15 protein-coding genes are annotated in these 15,716 nt (G+C 40.0%); 10 read left to right on the top strand and 5 right to left on the bottom strand.

The window, feature by feature from the left end:
* The first annotated feature begins 4 nt into the window (after positions 1-4).
* Positions 5-313, top strand: a complete 309-nt coding sequence (locus ACFVS1_RS14075) for a YlaH-like family protein (RefSeq protein WP_034314008.1) — start codon at positions 5-7, stop codon at positions 311-313.
* 4 nt (positions 314-317) lie between these two features.
* Positions 318-602, top strand: a complete 285-nt coding sequence (locus tag ACFVS1_RS14070; protein WP_241590417.1) for a hypothetical protein — start codon at positions 318-320, stop codon at positions 600-602.
* Between the two features lie 39 nt (positions 603-641).
* Here the strand turns inward: ACFVS1_RS14070 and ACFVS1_RS14065 are convergent, their stop codons facing one another.
* The 3 genes from ACFVS1_RS14065 to ACFVS1_RS14055 form a co-directional block, all read right to left on the bottom strand.
* Positions 642-1,073 carry a hypothetical protein gene (locus tag ACFVS1_RS14065; protein WP_387548190.1) on the bottom strand — a complete coding sequence of 144 codons (432 nt, stop codon included), beginning with the start codon at positions 1,071-1,073 and terminating at the stop codon, positions 642-644.
* Positions 1,057-1,257 carry a YlaI family protein gene (locus tag ACFVS1_RS14060; RefSeq protein ID WP_072272690.1) on the bottom strand — a complete coding sequence of 67 codons (201 nt, stop codon included), beginning with the start codon at positions 1,255-1,257 and terminating at the stop codon, positions 1,057-1,059. Before ACFVS1_RS14060 ends, ACFVS1_RS14065 begins: the two co-directional genes overlap by 17 nt.
* A gap of 158 nt (positions 1,258-1,415) precedes the next feature.
* Positions 1,416-2,015, bottom strand: coding sequence for a YhcN/YlaJ family sporulation lipoprotein (locus tag ACFVS1_RS14055; protein WP_387548187.1), 600 nt, complete (start codon positions 2,013-2,015; stop codon positions 1,416-1,418).
* Between the two features lie 265 nt (positions 2,016-2,280).
* Here ACFVS1_RS14055 and ACFVS1_RS14050 point away from each other — a divergent pair, with 265 nt between their 5' ends.
* Positions 2,281-3,612: a PhoH family protein gene (locus ACFVS1_RS14050; RefSeq protein ID WP_241590414.1), complete on the top strand. Its 1,332-nt coding sequence runs from the start codon at positions 2,281-2,283 to the stop codon at positions 3,610-3,612.
* A 64-nt stretch (positions 3,613-3,676) separates the two neighbouring features.
* On the opposite strand, the gene ACFVS1_RS14045 is transcribed toward ACFVS1_RS14050, so the two are convergent.
* Complete coding sequence (locus ACFVS1_RS14045; RefSeq protein ID WP_352921612.1) at positions 3,677-4,180, bottom strand: peptidyl-prolyl cis-trans isomerase; 504 nt, start codon at positions 4,178-4,180, stop codon at positions 3,677-3,679.
* Between the two features lie 221 nt (positions 4,181-4,401).
* On the opposite strand from ACFVS1_RS14045, the gene ACFVS1_RS14040 reads away from it, so the two are divergent.
* Both ACFVS1_RS14040 and pyc read left to right on the top strand, forming a co-directional pair.
* A complete protein-coding gene (locus ACFVS1_RS14040; protein ID WP_387548183.1) occupies positions 4,402-4,683 on the top strand; it encodes an Fpa/YlaN family protein in 282 nt (93 codons plus the stop codon).
* A 572-nt stretch (positions 4,684-5,255) separates the two neighbouring features.
* Positions 5,256-8,693, top strand: coding sequence for a pyruvate carboxylase (gene pyc, locus ACFVS1_RS14035; RefSeq protein ID WP_387548180.1), 3,438 nt, complete (start codon positions 5,256-5,258; stop codon positions 8,691-8,693).
* Positions 8,694-8,876: 183 nt separating this feature from the next.
* Here pyc and ACFVS1_RS14030 read toward each other — a convergent pair whose 3' ends face one another.
* Complete coding sequence (locus tag ACFVS1_RS14030; RefSeq protein ID WP_352921606.1) at positions 8,877-9,863, bottom strand: COX15/CtaA family protein; 987 nt, start codon at positions 9,861-9,863, stop codon at positions 8,877-8,879.
* A 601-nt stretch (positions 9,864-10,464) separates the two neighbouring features.
* Here ACFVS1_RS14030 and cyoE point away from each other — a divergent pair.
* From cyoE to ctaF, 5 genes are all read left to right on the top strand, one after another.
* Positions 10,465-11,403: a heme o synthase gene (gene cyoE, locus ACFVS1_RS14025; RefSeq protein ID WP_352921604.1), complete on the top strand. Its 939-nt coding sequence runs from the start codon at positions 10,465-10,467 to the stop codon at positions 11,401-11,403.
* Positions 11,404-11,656: 253 nt separating this feature from the next.
* Positions 11,657-12,739 carry a cytochrome c oxidase subunit II gene (gene coxB / locus ACFVS1_RS14020; RefSeq protein ID WP_352921602.1) on the top strand — a complete coding sequence of 361 codons (1,083 nt, stop codon included), beginning with the start codon at positions 11,657-11,659 and terminating at the stop codon, positions 12,737-12,739.
* 24 nt (positions 12,740-12,763) lie between these two features.
* On the top strand, positions 12,764-14,635 hold the full coding sequence (ctaD, locus tag ACFVS1_RS14015; protein ID WP_106027286.1) for a cytochrome c oxidase subunit I: 1,872 nt from the start codon (positions 12,764-12,766) through the stop codon (positions 14,633-14,635).
* Complete coding sequence (locus ACFVS1_RS14010; protein ID WP_034313980.1) at positions 14,635-15,264, top strand: cytochrome (ubi)quinol oxidase subunit III; 630 nt, start codon at positions 14,635-14,637, stop codon at positions 15,262-15,264. The genes ctaD and ACFVS1_RS14010 overlap by 1 nt, the downstream gene beginning before the upstream one ends.
* Positions 15,265-15,268: 4 nt before the next feature.
* Positions 15,269-15,604: a cytochrome c oxidase subunit IVB gene (ctaF, locus tag ACFVS1_RS14005; protein WP_048684534.1), complete on the top strand. Its 336-nt coding sequence runs from the start codon at positions 15,269-15,271 to the stop codon at positions 15,602-15,604.
* Positions 15,605-15,716 lie beyond the last annotated feature (112 nt).

Below are 15,716 nucleotides of genomic sequence, written 5' to 3'. Positions count from 1 at the left end.
AAGATTGGATATCCAAGAGCGATTATCATTTTTTGCAGCATTGTACAGAGTGGATGAAAATCCTGAAGCAGGAATGTGGTATTTATATTTGACGGTCTTTGGATTATGCATCCTTGTCTATCAGTTGGGTTTTGCCAAAAAGTTACCATTGCTGAAAAATGTGGTCATTTATGTGGTAATGGCACTTGGATGTACCCTTCTTTCTTTCTTTGCTGTGTTTCTTCCTATGGGGGAAGCATTAGTCATCGCTTCGCTTGTTCTGGGGATTTATAGGATCCGTCTTCATAATTCGAGAAAAGAAGAACAGGCTTAAGATGATGAAATCATTACAGGATGCTTTATACAATTGGTTGACGATCAAAGTTGTCTGTGATGCAAGGCCTGATGATACTGCTGCACGCGAAACAGAAATGTTTTTCATGCAGATGCTGAAAGACGATCATCAGGTGATAATCGATTCGGTTACAAAAACAGAACCATTTTATTTCGTCGAGTACCTTATGGGAGACGAAATGAAAAAGCAACGGTATCCGATTGAATTGATTGATATCATGTTAGACCAAATTCAGTTAGAACCAGAAAAGTATAAAAATATCGAGTAATGATAAAAAGAACCGTGCGTTTTACGCACGGTTCTTTTTTTATATGGCTTTAGGGAGGAAAAGCCCGTAAAAAAGATGTAAGATTGTCCACAAAAAGAAAGCTGTCAAATCAGAAGGAAGGACAACCTCTGTTTTCGACAGCGCCGATAGTGGGAAATAAAGCATGATGGCGGGAATGATCGTGATAAAAGCAAGTGCGTATTTGTTCCATTTCCTGAAAATTTTCAAAGGATGAAGAACATAAGCGTAACTAAACGTTATGGCAAGTGAAAAAAGGAGATGGAAAAAGAACAATGATGCCTCACTCCAGGAAACAGATCCAATTAGAGGAAGGAAATCCACATTCAATAAAAGCTTATACACTTGCTTGCCGGAAAACATTTCTACCCACTTCATTATCAATCCAAGCAAGACTCCATTTATGAGACCAATCAGGCAAACTTTATAAAATATTCTACCATTCATCTTCATTTTTGATCGTCCGGTACAGACGGAAGTTTCCGGTTGCAATCCGTTCGTTCGTACGCTCTTCTATGCGTTGGTTGCATGTATTGCACATATAGGTATGGATAGGGCGGTTACGAAGTTTCTTAGCTTCCGGGCTATCATCAGGTATAGACTCAATTTGATCGCATATTACACATTTAACCTTCATATTAGTTGAACCTCACTTCAATTTGAATATGCTTTTAAGTATACCAATATTTTTATGGTAAAACGAGGATAATGTGAAACTAACATATGAACGTTAACGTTACTTGATTCATGTCGGATAAAGATAAAAACCCGAAGATTGACTTCGGGTTAGGAGATTCATTCTTTAAAGTGATTGGATTGATCATTTTGCTCTTTATCGAGTTCTTTTCTTTCCGTTTCATCATCAAGTTTATTTTTTTCCTTTTCAATGTTCTTGGACGGCGTTGGGGTTAAAATATCACCAGGAACCTCAGGAATGACCCGACTTGTGATGTCAGCCAGTTCATTTAGGATCCCGGTTACTGGTTTGCCGTCTTTAATGTCTCTGGCCACCTCCCGGATCCGCTCATTTATATCCGGGTCAGCGACGATGAGGGCATTTGCGCCATCAGGATCATGTTTTAAAGTTTCTCCTACGGAGTACTTTATCGTTCCAACCTGTGAGCGCTCAATATCTTGGTCAATATCTATTCCGACGATGGCATATTTGCCAAGTACGACTGCGGTGGCATCGTTCACCTCCGGAATGGATTTAGCTAAACCGGTGAGTCTTTCCGCTGTTTGCTGACCTGTCTTTCTGTCTGCTTCCTTAATGTTCGTATTATTGACTTTCGTTAAATTGTTTTTCGCATTATTTTCAGACACTTCATTTTTATTATCCATTGTGCAACCTGACATCAACAGAACCGCAGCGAGCGACAATATGATTTTTTGCAATGTGAAACCTCCTTATGCTCTTTTTATGTTCCAGCCTGTCCATCACTGCCAAGTCTGATGCATATAAGTATAAAATGCAGTGAAACATGGTGTAATCAATGTTGGGGATTGCATTCTTTGCTGGAAGTTTTCTTTATAGTCTGTAAATGTTCTTCTATCTTTATGCAAAGGAACATATAGTTTATCAACAGTCTCGTCCGCTACATAAATGCTGAGTGTAGTAAATGGTAAGGCATATCCTTTAGAGCAGGCAGGAGGCGTCATATTGGGGAAAAAAATCTATGTTTTAGATACGAATGTCCTGTTGCAGGATCCGTATTCGATTTATTCATTCGAAGATAATGAAGTGGTCATTCCAGCAGTCGTATTAGAAGAATTGGATTCGAAAAAAAGGTATATGGATGAAATCGGAAGGAATGCCAGGCAAGTATCGAAATTGATCGATGGCTTTCGGGAAAAAGGGAAGCTGCATCAAAGCATTCCGCTTCATAATGGAGGCAGCATAAGGATTGAACTCAATCACCGTTCATTTCATAAACTTCAGGAAATTTTTGTGGAGAAAACGAATGATAACAGGATATTGGCAGTCGCAAAAAATTTATCTTTGGAAGAAGAGACGAAGGAAGCTGGAAAAACGGTCATTTTGGTTAGTAAAGATACTCTCGTCAGGGTTAAGGCTGATGCGATCGGACTTGAGGCAGAGGACTTTTTAAATGACCGTGTCGTAGAACTGGACCATATTTACGCTGGGCATAAAGAAGTGTTTGTATCGATTGATAATCTGAATAAGTTTTATGAAAAAAGTTTTCTGGCACTGGAAGAACTGACAAAAGATTCATATTATCCAAATCAATTCCTGTTGATGAAGGACACGCTGGGCAGTTCAGCTTCTGCGATAGGGATTGTGGATGAGAATTGCAGGGTCGTTAAGAAATTGATGTATGAAGGGGAACATATTTGGGGAATTAAACCGAGAAATGTCCAGCAGACGATGGCCCTGGATTTGTTGCTTCGTTCGGATATCAAGCTTGTGACGCTCATTGGTAAGGCTGGGACAGGTAAGACTTTATTGGCATTGGCAACAGGATTGATGCAAACTGAAGATTTGTCACAATATAAGAAACTTTTGGTTGCCAGACCGATTGTTCCGGTTGGTAAAGATATTGGTTATCTGCCAGGGGAAAAAGAAGAAAAATTAAGACCATGGATGCAGCCTATTTTTGATAATCTCGAATTTTTGTTCAATACGAAAAAACCTGGGGAATTGGATGCCATTTTAGCAGGCATGAGTTCGATCGAAGTGGAAGCCCTCACCTATATCAGGGGAAGGAGCATCCCGGATCAGTTCATCATCATCGATGAAGCACAGAACTTAACGAAACATGAGGTCAAGACCATTTTGACGAGGGTCGGGGAGCGAAGCAAGATTGTATTGATGGGAGATCCGGAGCAAATAGATCATCCGTATTTAGATGAGTATAATAATGGTTTGACCTATGTGGTGGAAAAATTCAAGACCGAGCGTATTGCGGGCCATGTTAAATTGATAAAAGGGGAAAGATCTGGATTGGCCCAGCTGGCAGCTACGCTTTTATAATGCAATCGGCAAGGGATATCCCTTGCCGATTGCTCTAAAGTTTTTGGTGAGAATGGACTAAGTCTTATTTAACAGTGAAAGACCGTACATTTTTTATCGGATCATTGATGTTGGAAGCGTCTCCGAAATAAATTTCCAAAGGACCGCCCTCGGATATTTTAAGCGGCTTCCCTTCCTTGGAAAAGCCCAGGAAAAATCCAAGTGCCGTTTCCAACGGGAATGTAAGCTCCTCATCATCAGTTGTAACGATGACTTCAGTTACCCCATTTTCAGGTTCGGCATTTTTTAAAAAAGGTTCAAAAGGGATGCCGAAGGTCCCTTCAAGCAATCTTTGCTTCTCGAACTTTCGTTCCGTTTTTAATGTGGGTGGCATTATTGCGCCTTCCTGAATTTCTTTTTGCCAATGTTTGGAGGCGGCAATCGTATATTCTTCTAATTCATTGACTTGGACTCTTTCAGCGTGGAAATATGTATTTACCTCAACTTTACGGTCATCAAAAATCCATACTCCGGGATCTAGCGTAATTGGATATTTCACTTTTCCATTTATAAATACGATGGGTTCCAAATATCTCATTCCTTTCTGTTGCTCTTTAATGATTATAATCAATTATAATTGAAATGTCACATCTTCACGATGGTGAATAATTTTCATGGCTGGGTATATTCATTTGAGAGGTGATCGTGATATCCCAATGGCAAATTGTTTGTCAATGTCCTTGCTTTTTCACAAAACTAAAGGTAGAATTTAGAGATAAGATTTAATCGCTCTGAGCGGGGGGATTTAACATGGCATCTGATATGCTTGTCAATCATCGAGAAAAAGCCTATGCTTTGTTAAAAGCAGATGCTGACAAGATTTTAAAACTGATAAAAGTTCAAATGGAAAATCTCACTATGCCTCAATGTCCTTTATATGAAGAGGTCCTTGATACACAAATGTTCGGTCTATCAAGAGAAATTGATTTTGCCGTACGCTTAGGTTTGATAGTGGAAACCGAGGGTAAATCCCTTTTGGAAACCCTTGAACGGGAATTGTCAGTTTTGCATGAAGCATCATTAAAAAAATAATAGATAAAACATACTAACTCAAACAAATCTCGATGATTGTTTGAGTTTTTTATTTATGTACATAATTAATTAAAAGTGTTATACTATATTTAAAAGTGACATACTAATTGATTTTACGGAAGCTCAATGTGAGTTTTTTTATTATTTTAGATTTTTGCTCTGCCATTAGGAATTTATGGACCTGTTCCTGTAATGGGGCATTGGAGTCTTGGTGGGAAATCATATTTAATTCCTTGTTTTTTTATACGAATATATGTAATTTTTTATTTTTTTATTGTATTCAGTTAATTTTAGTATTATTGTTATATTAATTGAATGTTAAATCAAATTGATAATATATTATTATAGCTAAATTTTATTTAGCTAATGGTGTTGAGCTCTTTTTAGTATTTATCGGATGTAAAAAACGAAAGTATAAAATATATCGAAATAATTACATCAGCGATAAAATGAGCTTAATCAGGTTGGACTCCTTATTTGGGAAATCAATTCATGAATAAAAAGTGGTGGAAATCTTTCACGCTTTTTTTCTATATATTCAATAAAAATACATATTGATTAGGGTGGTAGCAATGGCGAAACGTATAGAAAAAGTACTCGCGGCAAATCGTGGGGAAATAGCGATAAGGATTTTTCGTGCATGTACGGAATTAGACATTCACACAGTTGCAATCTATTCAAAGGAAGATTATGGTTCTTATCACAGATATAAAGCGGATGAGGCATATTTGGTCGGGGAAGGCAAAAAGCCGATTGATGCATACCTGGATATTGAAGGCATAATTGCGATTGCCAAAATGAGCGGAGTCGATGCGATTCATCCCGGTTATGGTTTCCTTTCAGAAAATATTGAATTTGCGAAACGTTGTGAGGAAGAGGGCATAATTTTCATCGGACCAGAATCAAGACACCTAGATATGTTTGGTGACAAAGTGAAAGCCAGAACACAAGCTGAACTGGCTGATATTCCGGTTATCCCTGGTAGCGATGGACCGGTGACCAGTGTTGAAGAAGTTAAGGAATTTGGTGAACAATATGGTTTTCCAATTATTATAAAAGCCTCTTTAGGCGGCGGCGGACGCGGAATGCGGATTGTCGGAAAAATCGAAGAAGTTGAAGAGGCTTATGATCGCGCAAAATCAGAAGCTAAAGCAGCTTTTGGCAATGATGAAGTCTATGTAGAGAGATTCATACAAAATCCGAAGCATATCGAAGTTCAGATTTTGGCTGATACTCATGGGAATATTGTCCACTTATATGAGCGTGACTGTTCCGTTCAGAGACGGCATCAAAAAGTTGTGGAAGTGGCACCTTCCGTTTCCCTTTCCGAAGATTTAAGGGAAAGGATTTGTGAAGCAGCCGTCAAGTTGGCTAAAAATATTGATTATGTAAACGCCGGTACGGTCGAGTTCCTTGTCGCAAATGGCGAATTTTACTTTATTGAAGTCAATCCACGGGTACAGGTTGAGCATACGATCACTGAAATGATTACCGGCATTGATATCGTTCAATCTCAAATCATGGTGGCTGAAGGGCATGAACTCCATGGCAAAAAGATCGCGATTCCCGAACAAGCAGGAATTAAAACTCATGGGTATGCGATTCAATCGAGGGTGACGACCGAGGATCCATTGAATAATTTCATGCCTGATACCGGGAAAATGATGGTGTATCGTTCCGGTGGGGGATTCGGTGTTCGTCTTGACGCAGGGAATGGCTTCCAAGGTGCGGTCATCACACCATATTATGATTCCCTTCTCGTTAAACTTTCTACTCATGCACTTTCATTTGAGCAGGCAGCTTCCAAAATGGTTCGTAACCTTAAGGAATTCAGGATTCGTGGTATTAAAACAAATATTCCCTTCCTTGAAAACGTTGTTAAACATGAAAAATTCATAAATGGGGAATATGATACATCATTCATTGATTCAACACCGGAATTATTTGACTTCCCAATTAGAAAAGACCGTGGGACAAAAATGCTTTCATATATCGGAAATGTGACCGTGAATGGATTCCCGGGAGTCGAGAAAAAGAAAAAACCTGTTTTTGATCCAGCACCAATTCCGAATGTTGGTGGCCTGCCGCTTATCTCAGGTACAAAAAATATACTTGAAGAGCAAGGCGCAGAGGGACTGGTCAATTGGATCAAAGAACAGAAAGAGGTATTGATCACCGATACGACTTTCCGTGATGCACATCAATCTTTACTGGCGACGAGAATTAGGTCGAAAGATATCCTTGATATCGCAGAACCTACAGCAAAACTGCTTCCTGATTTATTTTCAATGGAAATGTGGGGCGGGGCAACTTTCGATGTCGCATATCGTTTCTTGAAAGAAGATCCGTGGGACAGGCTGTTAAGTTTCAGGAAAAAAGCACCGAATGTCCTATTACAAATGCTTTTAAGGGCTTCAAATGCAGTTGGTTATAAAAATTATCCTGATAATGTCATTCGTGAATTCGTAGAGAAATCAGCGGATGCAGGCATTGATGTTTTCCGTATCTTCGATAGTTTAAACTGGGTTAAAGGGATGGAATTGGCTATTGATGCAGTCCGTCAATCCGGCAAAATTGCGGAAGCTGCCATTTGTTATACAGGGGATTTGAATGATCCGTCACGCAGCAAGTATAATATCGAATACTATAAAAATATGGCGGTGGAGTTGGAACAAGCCGGTGCCCATATTTTAGCGATCAAGGATATGGCCGGCCTCTTGAAACCGGATGCCGCTTACCGCCTTGTCTCGGAACTGAAAGAATCGACATCCCTTCCGATTCATCTGCATACTCATGATACAAGCGGAAATGGAATTTACATGTATTCTAAAGCGATTGAAGCCGGTGTGGATATTGTTGATACGGCGATTGGTTCTTTAGCTGGACTGACTTCGCAGCCAAGTGTACAAACACTTCATTATGCATTGGAGGGGTCAAGCAGACAGCCTAAGTTGGAAGTCGAATCACTAGAGCGTTTAGGAGAATACTGGGGTGAGGTAAGGAAATTCTATCATGACTTCGAAAGCGGAATGAATGCACCTCATACCGAGGTTTACAAACACGAAATGCCGGGCGGCCAATATAGTAATCTGCAGCAGCAAGCCAAAGCAGTTGGGCTGGGAGACCGCTGGCATGAAGTGAAAGAGATGTATCAGCGCGTCAATGTAATGTTCGGCGATATCGTTAAAGTGACTCCTTCATCCAAAGTTGTTGGGGACATGGCTTTATTCATGGTACAAAATAATCTGTCTGAAGAGGATGTTCTGACAAAAGGTAAATCCATCGATTTCCCTGATTCAGTCATAGAGTTATTCGAAGGCTATCTAGGTCAGCCAGTTGGGGGATTCCCTAAAGAGCTTCAGGAAGTTATCCTGAAAGGGAAGAAACCTATAACGGTAAGACCGGGTGAGTTATTGGAAGAAGTGGACTTTGCAGCACTTAAAGAAGAATTGTTCAAGGAATTGGGACGGACAGTCACTGATTTCGATGTGCTTGCATATGCCCTATATCCAAAAGTATTCCTGGACTACAATAAAACGATTGAGCTATTTGGAGATGTTTCCAACCTCGATACCGCGACTTTCTTATATGGCATGAGGCTAGGGGAAGAAATCGAAGTTGAAATTGAAAAGGGTAAAACGCTTATCGTAAAATTGGTTTCAATCGGTCAGCCATTGGCTGATGGAACACGGGTCGTGTATTTTGAGTTGAATGGTCAATCACGTGAAGTGATCATCAAGGATGAAAACGTTAAATCATCCGTTGTTTCAAAACTAAAAGCTGATCCAAAAAATAAAGAACAACTCGGTGCGACAATGCCAGGTACGGTTATTCGTGTAGTGGTCGAGAAAGGAGATCAGGTCAAGCAGGGTGATCACCTAATCATTACGGAAGCGATGAAAATGGAAACTACCGTGCAAGCACCATACTCCGGGACCATCAAAGATATTTATGTAAAAGATGGAGAAGCGATAAGTACTGGAGACTTATTGATTGAAATAACTAAGTAATATCGCTGACTGTGACCTTCTGAATGATTTAGGGTATATGGGGTATGCTTGATGTTTCAAGCTTCCCTACACCCTCTTTCAAGGCAATCCACGGTCATCTTAAGATAAAACAAAAACCACCATTCCCTGGGGAATGGTGGTTTTTGTTTTATCCTATTATATTATTGATTGAACAATCAGACATTAACGGGCGGGTGCCGTTGGTGATATATCCTGTTCATCCTGTCCTTTGACTGTGTGCGTGGAGCTCCCTTTTTGGATGGCTAGGGCATTTTTTTTGCTTCTTGATGTCAATAGCATCAAATAGCTCATTACACCAAAAAAGCAGGCAATGAACAATGCATGTGTCAATGCGATATATAAGTTTTGCCTAGAGAAAATGATAAAGGCTCCAGCGGAAACCTGTAAAAATACGAGAATGAATGCAGCCATCCAACCGCCATATAAAACTTTTTGATTTTTGTAATGTTTTTTGGCTATATAAGCCACATATGATACCCAAATGAAAATAGCGCCTGCCATTGCACGGTGCCCCATCTGAATCCATTCATAAAGGTTTGAGGGGAGTGCAGCGCTGTCATTTACACATAAAGGCCAATCTTTACAGATAAGACTGGATTCTGTATGCCTTACAAGAGCACCCGTATATACGACTGCCAGACAAAAAATCAATACGCCAATAATATGGAATTTCATTCGTTTGTCAACGATAAGTTTTTCGGCTTCGAACTTCTTGTCTACTTCAAAAATCAACAGTGTCAGTAAAAAGACGGCAGCAAAGGAAATGAGCGATATTCCAAAATGAAGGGCAAGGACGAAGTCGGATTGTGACCAAATGACGGCAGCGGCTCCGATCAACCCTTGCAGTAACAGAAATCCAAAAGACAGGACGGATAAGAAACGCGCTTCACGGATATGGCCGATTTTTTTCCAAGACAAATACGATAAAATTAAAACCAAGAATCCTCCAGCACCTGAAACGAGCCGATGGGAAAGCTCAATGACCAATTCAATCGTGATTTTGTCCGGGATCAATTGGCCGTTGCACAATGGCCAGGATCTGCCGCAACCCATGCCGGAATCCGTCTTCGTGACTAAAGCTCCACCTAGTAAGATGAAAAGCATTACAATCGTTGTTAAAACAGCAAACCATTTAAGAGACGATTTCACTAGTAGTCCCACCTTTTTCTCTGTAGCAAATTAGGATTGTTCCATAAAATTAATAATAGCATATGATTTTTCATAATATTTGTCGAACTTCCTCGATATTACACAAAATAGAATGATTTTACAAGTTCAGTTAATATTATAACTATTAATTAAAATGCCTGAAATAGTTGAAAGTTACAAAAGACTTTGATAGAAATAAAGGGAGTGTAAACCTTCAAGTAGGAGCAAAATAGGGAATAAGTCTAGGGGATGATGATAACAGCATACTATTCATGTTCTTGATGAACATCTTATAACAGCAGTAAATTATTGAGACACAAATTGGTCAAAAATTATCCGAAAAAATTTCACAAAAGCTTCCAAAAATGTGTTTTAATATATTGAAGAAATGATTTTACTAAATTTTACTGTTAATAAGCATGATATTAAGAATGATAGCTCTCGATGGATTCCATTGACAACGGTCATTGGTAAATAATTTACTTTTTGTTTACGCTTCCTTGGTTACAAATATCAAAAAGTATGAAATAATGTTCTATAGCATATGTAAGGATTTTTTTGCATTTGCGTCTGTGCTGAATGATTTAAAGGAGGAAAACAAATGTCAGAAACAAGGGGTTTGTCAGAAGCTGTCATGGAGGACAGTAAAGCCGCCCTTCAATCGGATATACCTGAAACAACAGCTTGGAAGGATTTTCTCGCACTTATAAAAGTGGGGATCGTCAATTCAAATATAATTACAGCTTTTACCGGCGTATGGTTAGCTCTTCATTTTTCGGGGCTTAGCTTCTTAAGCAATCTGGATGTAGTGTTTTATACACTTGCAGGTTCGGCGCTCATTATGGCGGGATCTTGCAGTTTCAATAATTATTATGACCGTGATATCGATCATTTAATGGAAAGAACGAAAAACCGTCCAACGGTAACTGGGAAAGTACAGCCTTCAAAGGTATTGGCGTTAAGTTTCGGCTTAATTGCTGCGGGGCTGATATTACTTGCATTGACTAATATGACAACTGCCATACTAGGTGCATTCGGCGTTTTCGCCTATGTTGTTTTATATACCATGGTTTTCAAACGTAGATTTGTCTCGAATACGATTATAGGCAGTATTTCCGGAGCGGTGCCTCCGCTTATCGGGTGGGCTGCAGTCGACCCGGGCCTTGATAAGATCGCCTGGGTCCTGTTCGCGATCATGTTCTTGTGGCAGCCGCCTCATTTTTATGCACTAGCAATGAGGCGTGTCGAAGAATATCGGGCAGCGGGAGTACCTATGCTTCCGGTCGTAAAAGGGTTCAAGGCTGCAAAAAGATCGATTATGCTATGGATCATCTGTTTAATGTTCATTCCTTTCTTTTTAACTCCATTAGGAACACCGCTAGTTATTCTTGCTGCATTATTGAGTACAGGTTGGCTTATTTTGGGAATTAAGGGGTATAAAAAGAAAGAAGATGTTAAATGGGCAACATCCATGTTTGTATATTCTTTAAATTATATGACCATTTTATTTGTAGCGATGGTTATTGTCACACTGATCTAGTTTTGGTTTAAATAAACTGGCGGCCTGTTCTTTTACAGGCTCCAGTTTACTGATAAATAAAGCACTGACCGCCATTCATACATATTAACGGAACCAACGAGGTCATACATAAGAGCGGTTACATGAATCAACTTAATAATTCCTTAGATTAGGGATTCTTTCTTTTTAGAAATTGACATAGAGAGAATATTCGCAATTGCGCCCATTTTTATTTTTGTGAGAAAATTTTGACGAAAGAGGGGTTTCTGAAGCTATGAAAAAAAGGCTGCACAAATGGCGCCTAATTGCTCTGCTGGGTATTGTAGGACTTGTCCTTTCAGGCTGCGGCGAACCATTTCTATCCGCGCTGAAGCCAGCTGGCGATGTTGCGCAATCTCAGTATGACTTACTGATATTGAGTACACTGATCATGGTACTGGTTATTATTGTTGTGATTATTTTGTTCGTTGTAGTTTTACTGCGCTTCCGTCGGAAGAAAGGCGACGAAACAATACCAAAACAAATTGAAGGAAGTCATAAACTCGAAATTATCTGGACTGTTATTCCTATCCTTCTTTTAATTGTTCTGGCTGTTCCAACTGTCGTCACGACTTTCGACTTAGCCGATACAAAGGCAATGGACAAGAAGGATAAGGATGGAAAAACGAAAGATGCACTTGTCGTGAATGTTAGGGCGAACCTTTATTGGTGGGAGTTTGAATATCCAGACCTTGGCGTTGTTACAAGTCAGGATTTGGTTGTGCCAACAGATCAAAAAGTGTACTTCAATCTAACTGCTTCAGATGTTAAGCACTCATTCTGGGTACCGTCTGTCGGAGGAAAGATGGATACCAATACAGAAGGGGTCAATCAGTTCTATTTAGAATTCGATAGTAAAAAGGCAGAAGATTCAAACAACTTGTTCTACGGGAAATGTGCTGAGCTTTGCGGTCCTTCACATGCTTTGATGGATTTTAAAGTCGTGCCGAAGTCTAAAAGCGATTTTGATGCATGGACAAAAGATATGAAAGCCGCGAAGGAACCAGTCGTTGAAGGTGATCTGGCAAAACAGGGTGAAGATGTCTTTAATCAAAGTTGTATAGGCTGCCATGCGGTGACACCAAATGACAGCAGGCCTGAAGCTGCACGTCAGGCTCCAAATCTGGCTACATTCGGTGAGCGTCAAAAAGTAGCTGGTGTATTGGATCATACGGAAGAAAATGTGAAGAAATGGATCAAGGATCCTGAGAAGTATAAACCGGGTAACACGATGACCGGTACTTACGGCGAACTTTCGGATTCAGATATTAATGCACTGGCAGCTTATCTATTAGAGCTTAAGGTGGAAGACAAATAGAACATTGATTGAGGAGGTTAAATCGTGAGTACGTACGCTAATAAAAAAGGATTTGGCGCTACGCTTTGGGATTATCTGACGACGGTGGACCATAAGAAAATCGCCATTCTATATCTTATCTCTGGCGGGTTATTCTTTGTAATCGGCGGTTTGGAAGCGATGTTTATCCGTATCCAGCTTGCAATCCCAAATAATGACTTCGTAAGTGCCGGATTTTATAATGAAATTTTGACCATGCACGGTACGACAATGATTTTCCTGGCGGCCATGCCATTGGTATTTGCTGTTATGAATGCGGTTGTGCCATTACAGATAGGGGCACGTGATGTTGCGTTCCCATTTTTAAACTCATTGGGTTTTTGGCTGTTTTTCTTTGGGGGAGTCTTTTTAAATCTTTCCTGGTTTTTAGGGGGGGCTCCCGATGCAGGCTGGACATCGTATGCATCGCTATCCCTTCACTCCGAAGGCCATGGCATTGATTTTTACGTCCTTGGACTACAAATATCAGGTTTTGGAACACTAATGGCAGGGATCAATTTCCTGGTAACCATCATTAATATGCGTGCGCCAGGTATGACATATATGCGTATGCCGCTGTTTACATGGTCAACTTTCGTTGTTTCTGCATTGATATTATTCGCTTTTCCTCCGCTTACCGTTGGATTGGTGTTAATGATGTTCGATCGGATGTTCGGTGCGAATTTCTTTGATGTAGCGGCAGGGGGAAATACGATCATTTGGGAGCATTTATTCTGGATATTCGGTCACCCGGAAGTGTATATCCTGATTCTTCCGGCGTTCGGTATTTTTTCTGAAATTTTCGCTACCTTCTCCAGAAAAAGATTGTTTGGTTATTCATCGATGGTATTTGCAACCGTTTTAATCGGTTTCTTAGGTTTCATGGTTTGGGCGCATCATATGTTTACCACTGGTCTAGGTCCGATCGCAAATGCAATCTTTGCCGTGGCGACCATGGCTATCGCTGTACCGACAGGTATTAAGATATTCAACTGGATTTTTACGATGTGGGGAGGAAGCGTCAAGTTCACGGTTCCGATGCTTTATGCAGTTGCCTTTATTCCTACATTTACAATGGGCGGCGTGACTGGTATCATGCTCGCATCTGCACCTGCTGATTATCAATACCATGATAGTTATTTCGTTGTTGCTCATTTCCACTATGTAATCGTCGGTGGGGTTGTATTAGGTTTATTGGCAGGGATCAATTTCTATTGGCCGAAGATGTTCGGAACGATGTTAAGCGAAAAATTGGGGCAAATCACATTTTGGACGTTCTTAATTGGTTTCCATTTAACATTCTTCATTCAACATTTCTTAGGTTTGATGGGGATGCCTCGTCGCGTATTTACATTCTTGGACGATCAAGGCTTTAATACAGGTAATATGATTAGTACAGTCGGAGCCTTTTTGATGGCATTTGGTGTCTTGGTTATGGTCATCAATATCATCATTACATCTGTGAAGAATGAAAAAGTCGGCAATGATCCTTGGGGAGATGGCCGTACGCTAGAATGGGCCATTCCATCACCGCCGCCTTTTTATAATTTTAAACAACTGCCGTTAGTCCGCGGATTAGATCCTTACTGGGTTGAAAAAATGGAAGGGAAAAAGGAAATGACCCCTGCAGAACCACTTGGGGATATCCATATGCCGAATTCATCCATTCTTCCATTAACGATTGCTTCAGGTTTATTTATCGCCGCATTCGGTGCTTTATACCATATGGATGATAAGACATGGACCCTGCCTATAATGATTGTAGGACTTTTGGTGACATTTGGTTCAATGTTTATCCGTTCAGTTAAAGACGATCATGGATACCATATTCATAAAGCGGACCTTATGGACGATAAAGATAAGGGAGGTAAGGCATAATGCAAACAGATGAAAGATTCACGGATGCCACTTGGCCTGCTTCTCCCGAGAAAGCGACTTTAGAAGGTAAAAATAAGTATTTAGGTTTCTGGTTGTTTCTTGGTGGAGAGACTGTACTATTCGCCTCACTATTTGCAACTTACCTAGCATTGAAGGATAAAGTTCCAAATGGTGATGCAGCCCTAGCTAAAGATTTATTCGAATTACCACTTACTTTTGTAGCAACCATGCTGTTATTGACCAGTTCATTGACCAGTGTGTATGCAATGTACCATATGAAAAATAACCACTTTAAACAAATGCAGGCTTGGCTTGTGATTACTGTTGCACTTGGTTTTGGTTTTCTTGGACTCGAGATTTATGAATTTAATCACTATGTTCATGAATTCCATCATACCTTTACGAGCAGTGCCTTCGGCTCCGCGTTTTATACGTTAGTTGGTTTTCATGGGGGACACGTTGCTTTCGGTTTGGTTTGGATCATATCTCTTATGGTTCGTAATGCAGGAAGGGGCTTGAATTTGTATAACGCTCCTAAATTTTTTGTTGCGAGTCTATATTGGCATTTCATTGACGTAGTCTGGGTATTTATCTTTACTGTCGTATACTTAATGGGAATGGTGGGATAAACTGATGGCGAATGAACAATCAAATTCAGCGAACCCGAATGTCGATTTAAAATATCGCCGTAAGAAAAATGCTGAAGAGATGAAACACCAAGTAATATCATTTACACTTATGATTTTCTTTACATTACTTGCTTTTGCTGCTGTAGGAATCGAGGGTTTTTCCCATTGGTTCATTAAACCAGTCATTTTGCTGCTGGCAGTTGTACAAGTGATTTTCCAATTGTATTATTTCATGCATATGAAGCATAAAGGGCATGGGACCATTGCATTGTTCTTATTTTCCGGCCTTGCAGTCGGCTTGATAACTGTCCTTGTGTTCACAACGATTGTTTGGTTATAAACCATAAAGGAAATCGGCTATTGAATGATAGCCGGTTTTCTTTATGTGTTGATTAGCTAGAAAAAGAATCCAAGTTTATCTATATTTGTTACCATGTTTCATTTTAGGTATA

Source organism: Peribacillus sp. NPDC058075 (genome assembly GCF_042885195.1).
Lineage (GTDB): Bacteria > Bacillota > Bacilli > Bacillales > DSM-1321 > Peribacillus.
The sequence above is the reverse complement of the archived record's forward strand: the minus strand, read 5'-3'. Positions and strand labels throughout refer to the sequence as shown.

What these genes read in the sequence shown, in the direction of transcription:
- pyc (WP_387548180.1), top strand. Translation starts at nt 5,256, where the DNA reads ATGGCGAAACGTATAGAAAAAGTACTCGCGGCAAATCGTGGGGAAATA.
- ACFVS1_RS14060 (WP_072272690.1), bottom strand. Translation starts at nt 1,257, where the DNA reads ATGAAGGTTAAATGTGTAATATGCGATCAAATTGAGTCTATACCTGAT.
- ACFVS1_RS14070 (WP_241590417.1), top strand. Translation starts at nt 318, where the DNA reads ATGAAATCATTACAGGATGCTTTATACAATTGGTTGACGATCAAAGTT.
- cyoE (WP_352921604.1), top strand. Translation starts at nt 10,465, where the DNA reads ATGTCAGAAACAAGGGGTTTGTCAGAAGCTGTCATGGAGGACAGTAAA.
- ctaF (WP_048684534.1), top strand. Translation starts at nt 15,269, where the DNA reads ATGGCGAATGAACAATCAAATTCAGCGAACCCGAATGTCGATTTAAAA.
- ACFVS1_RS14065 (WP_387548190.1), bottom strand. Translation starts at nt 1,073, where the DNA reads ATGAAGATGAATGGTAGAATATTTTATAAAGTTTGCCTGATTGGTCTC.
- coxB (WP_352921602.1), top strand. Translation starts at nt 11,657, where the DNA reads ATGAAAAAAAGGCTGCACAAATGGCGCCTAATTGCTCTGCTGGGTATT.
- ACFVS1_RS14040 (WP_387548183.1), top strand. Translation starts at nt 4,402, where the DNA reads ATGGCATCTGATATGCTTGTCAATCATCGAGAAAAAGCCTATGCTTTG.
- ACFVS1_RS14010 (WP_034313980.1), top strand. Translation starts at nt 14,635, where the DNA reads ATGCAAACAGATGAAAGATTCACGGATGCCACTTGGCCTGCTTCTCCC.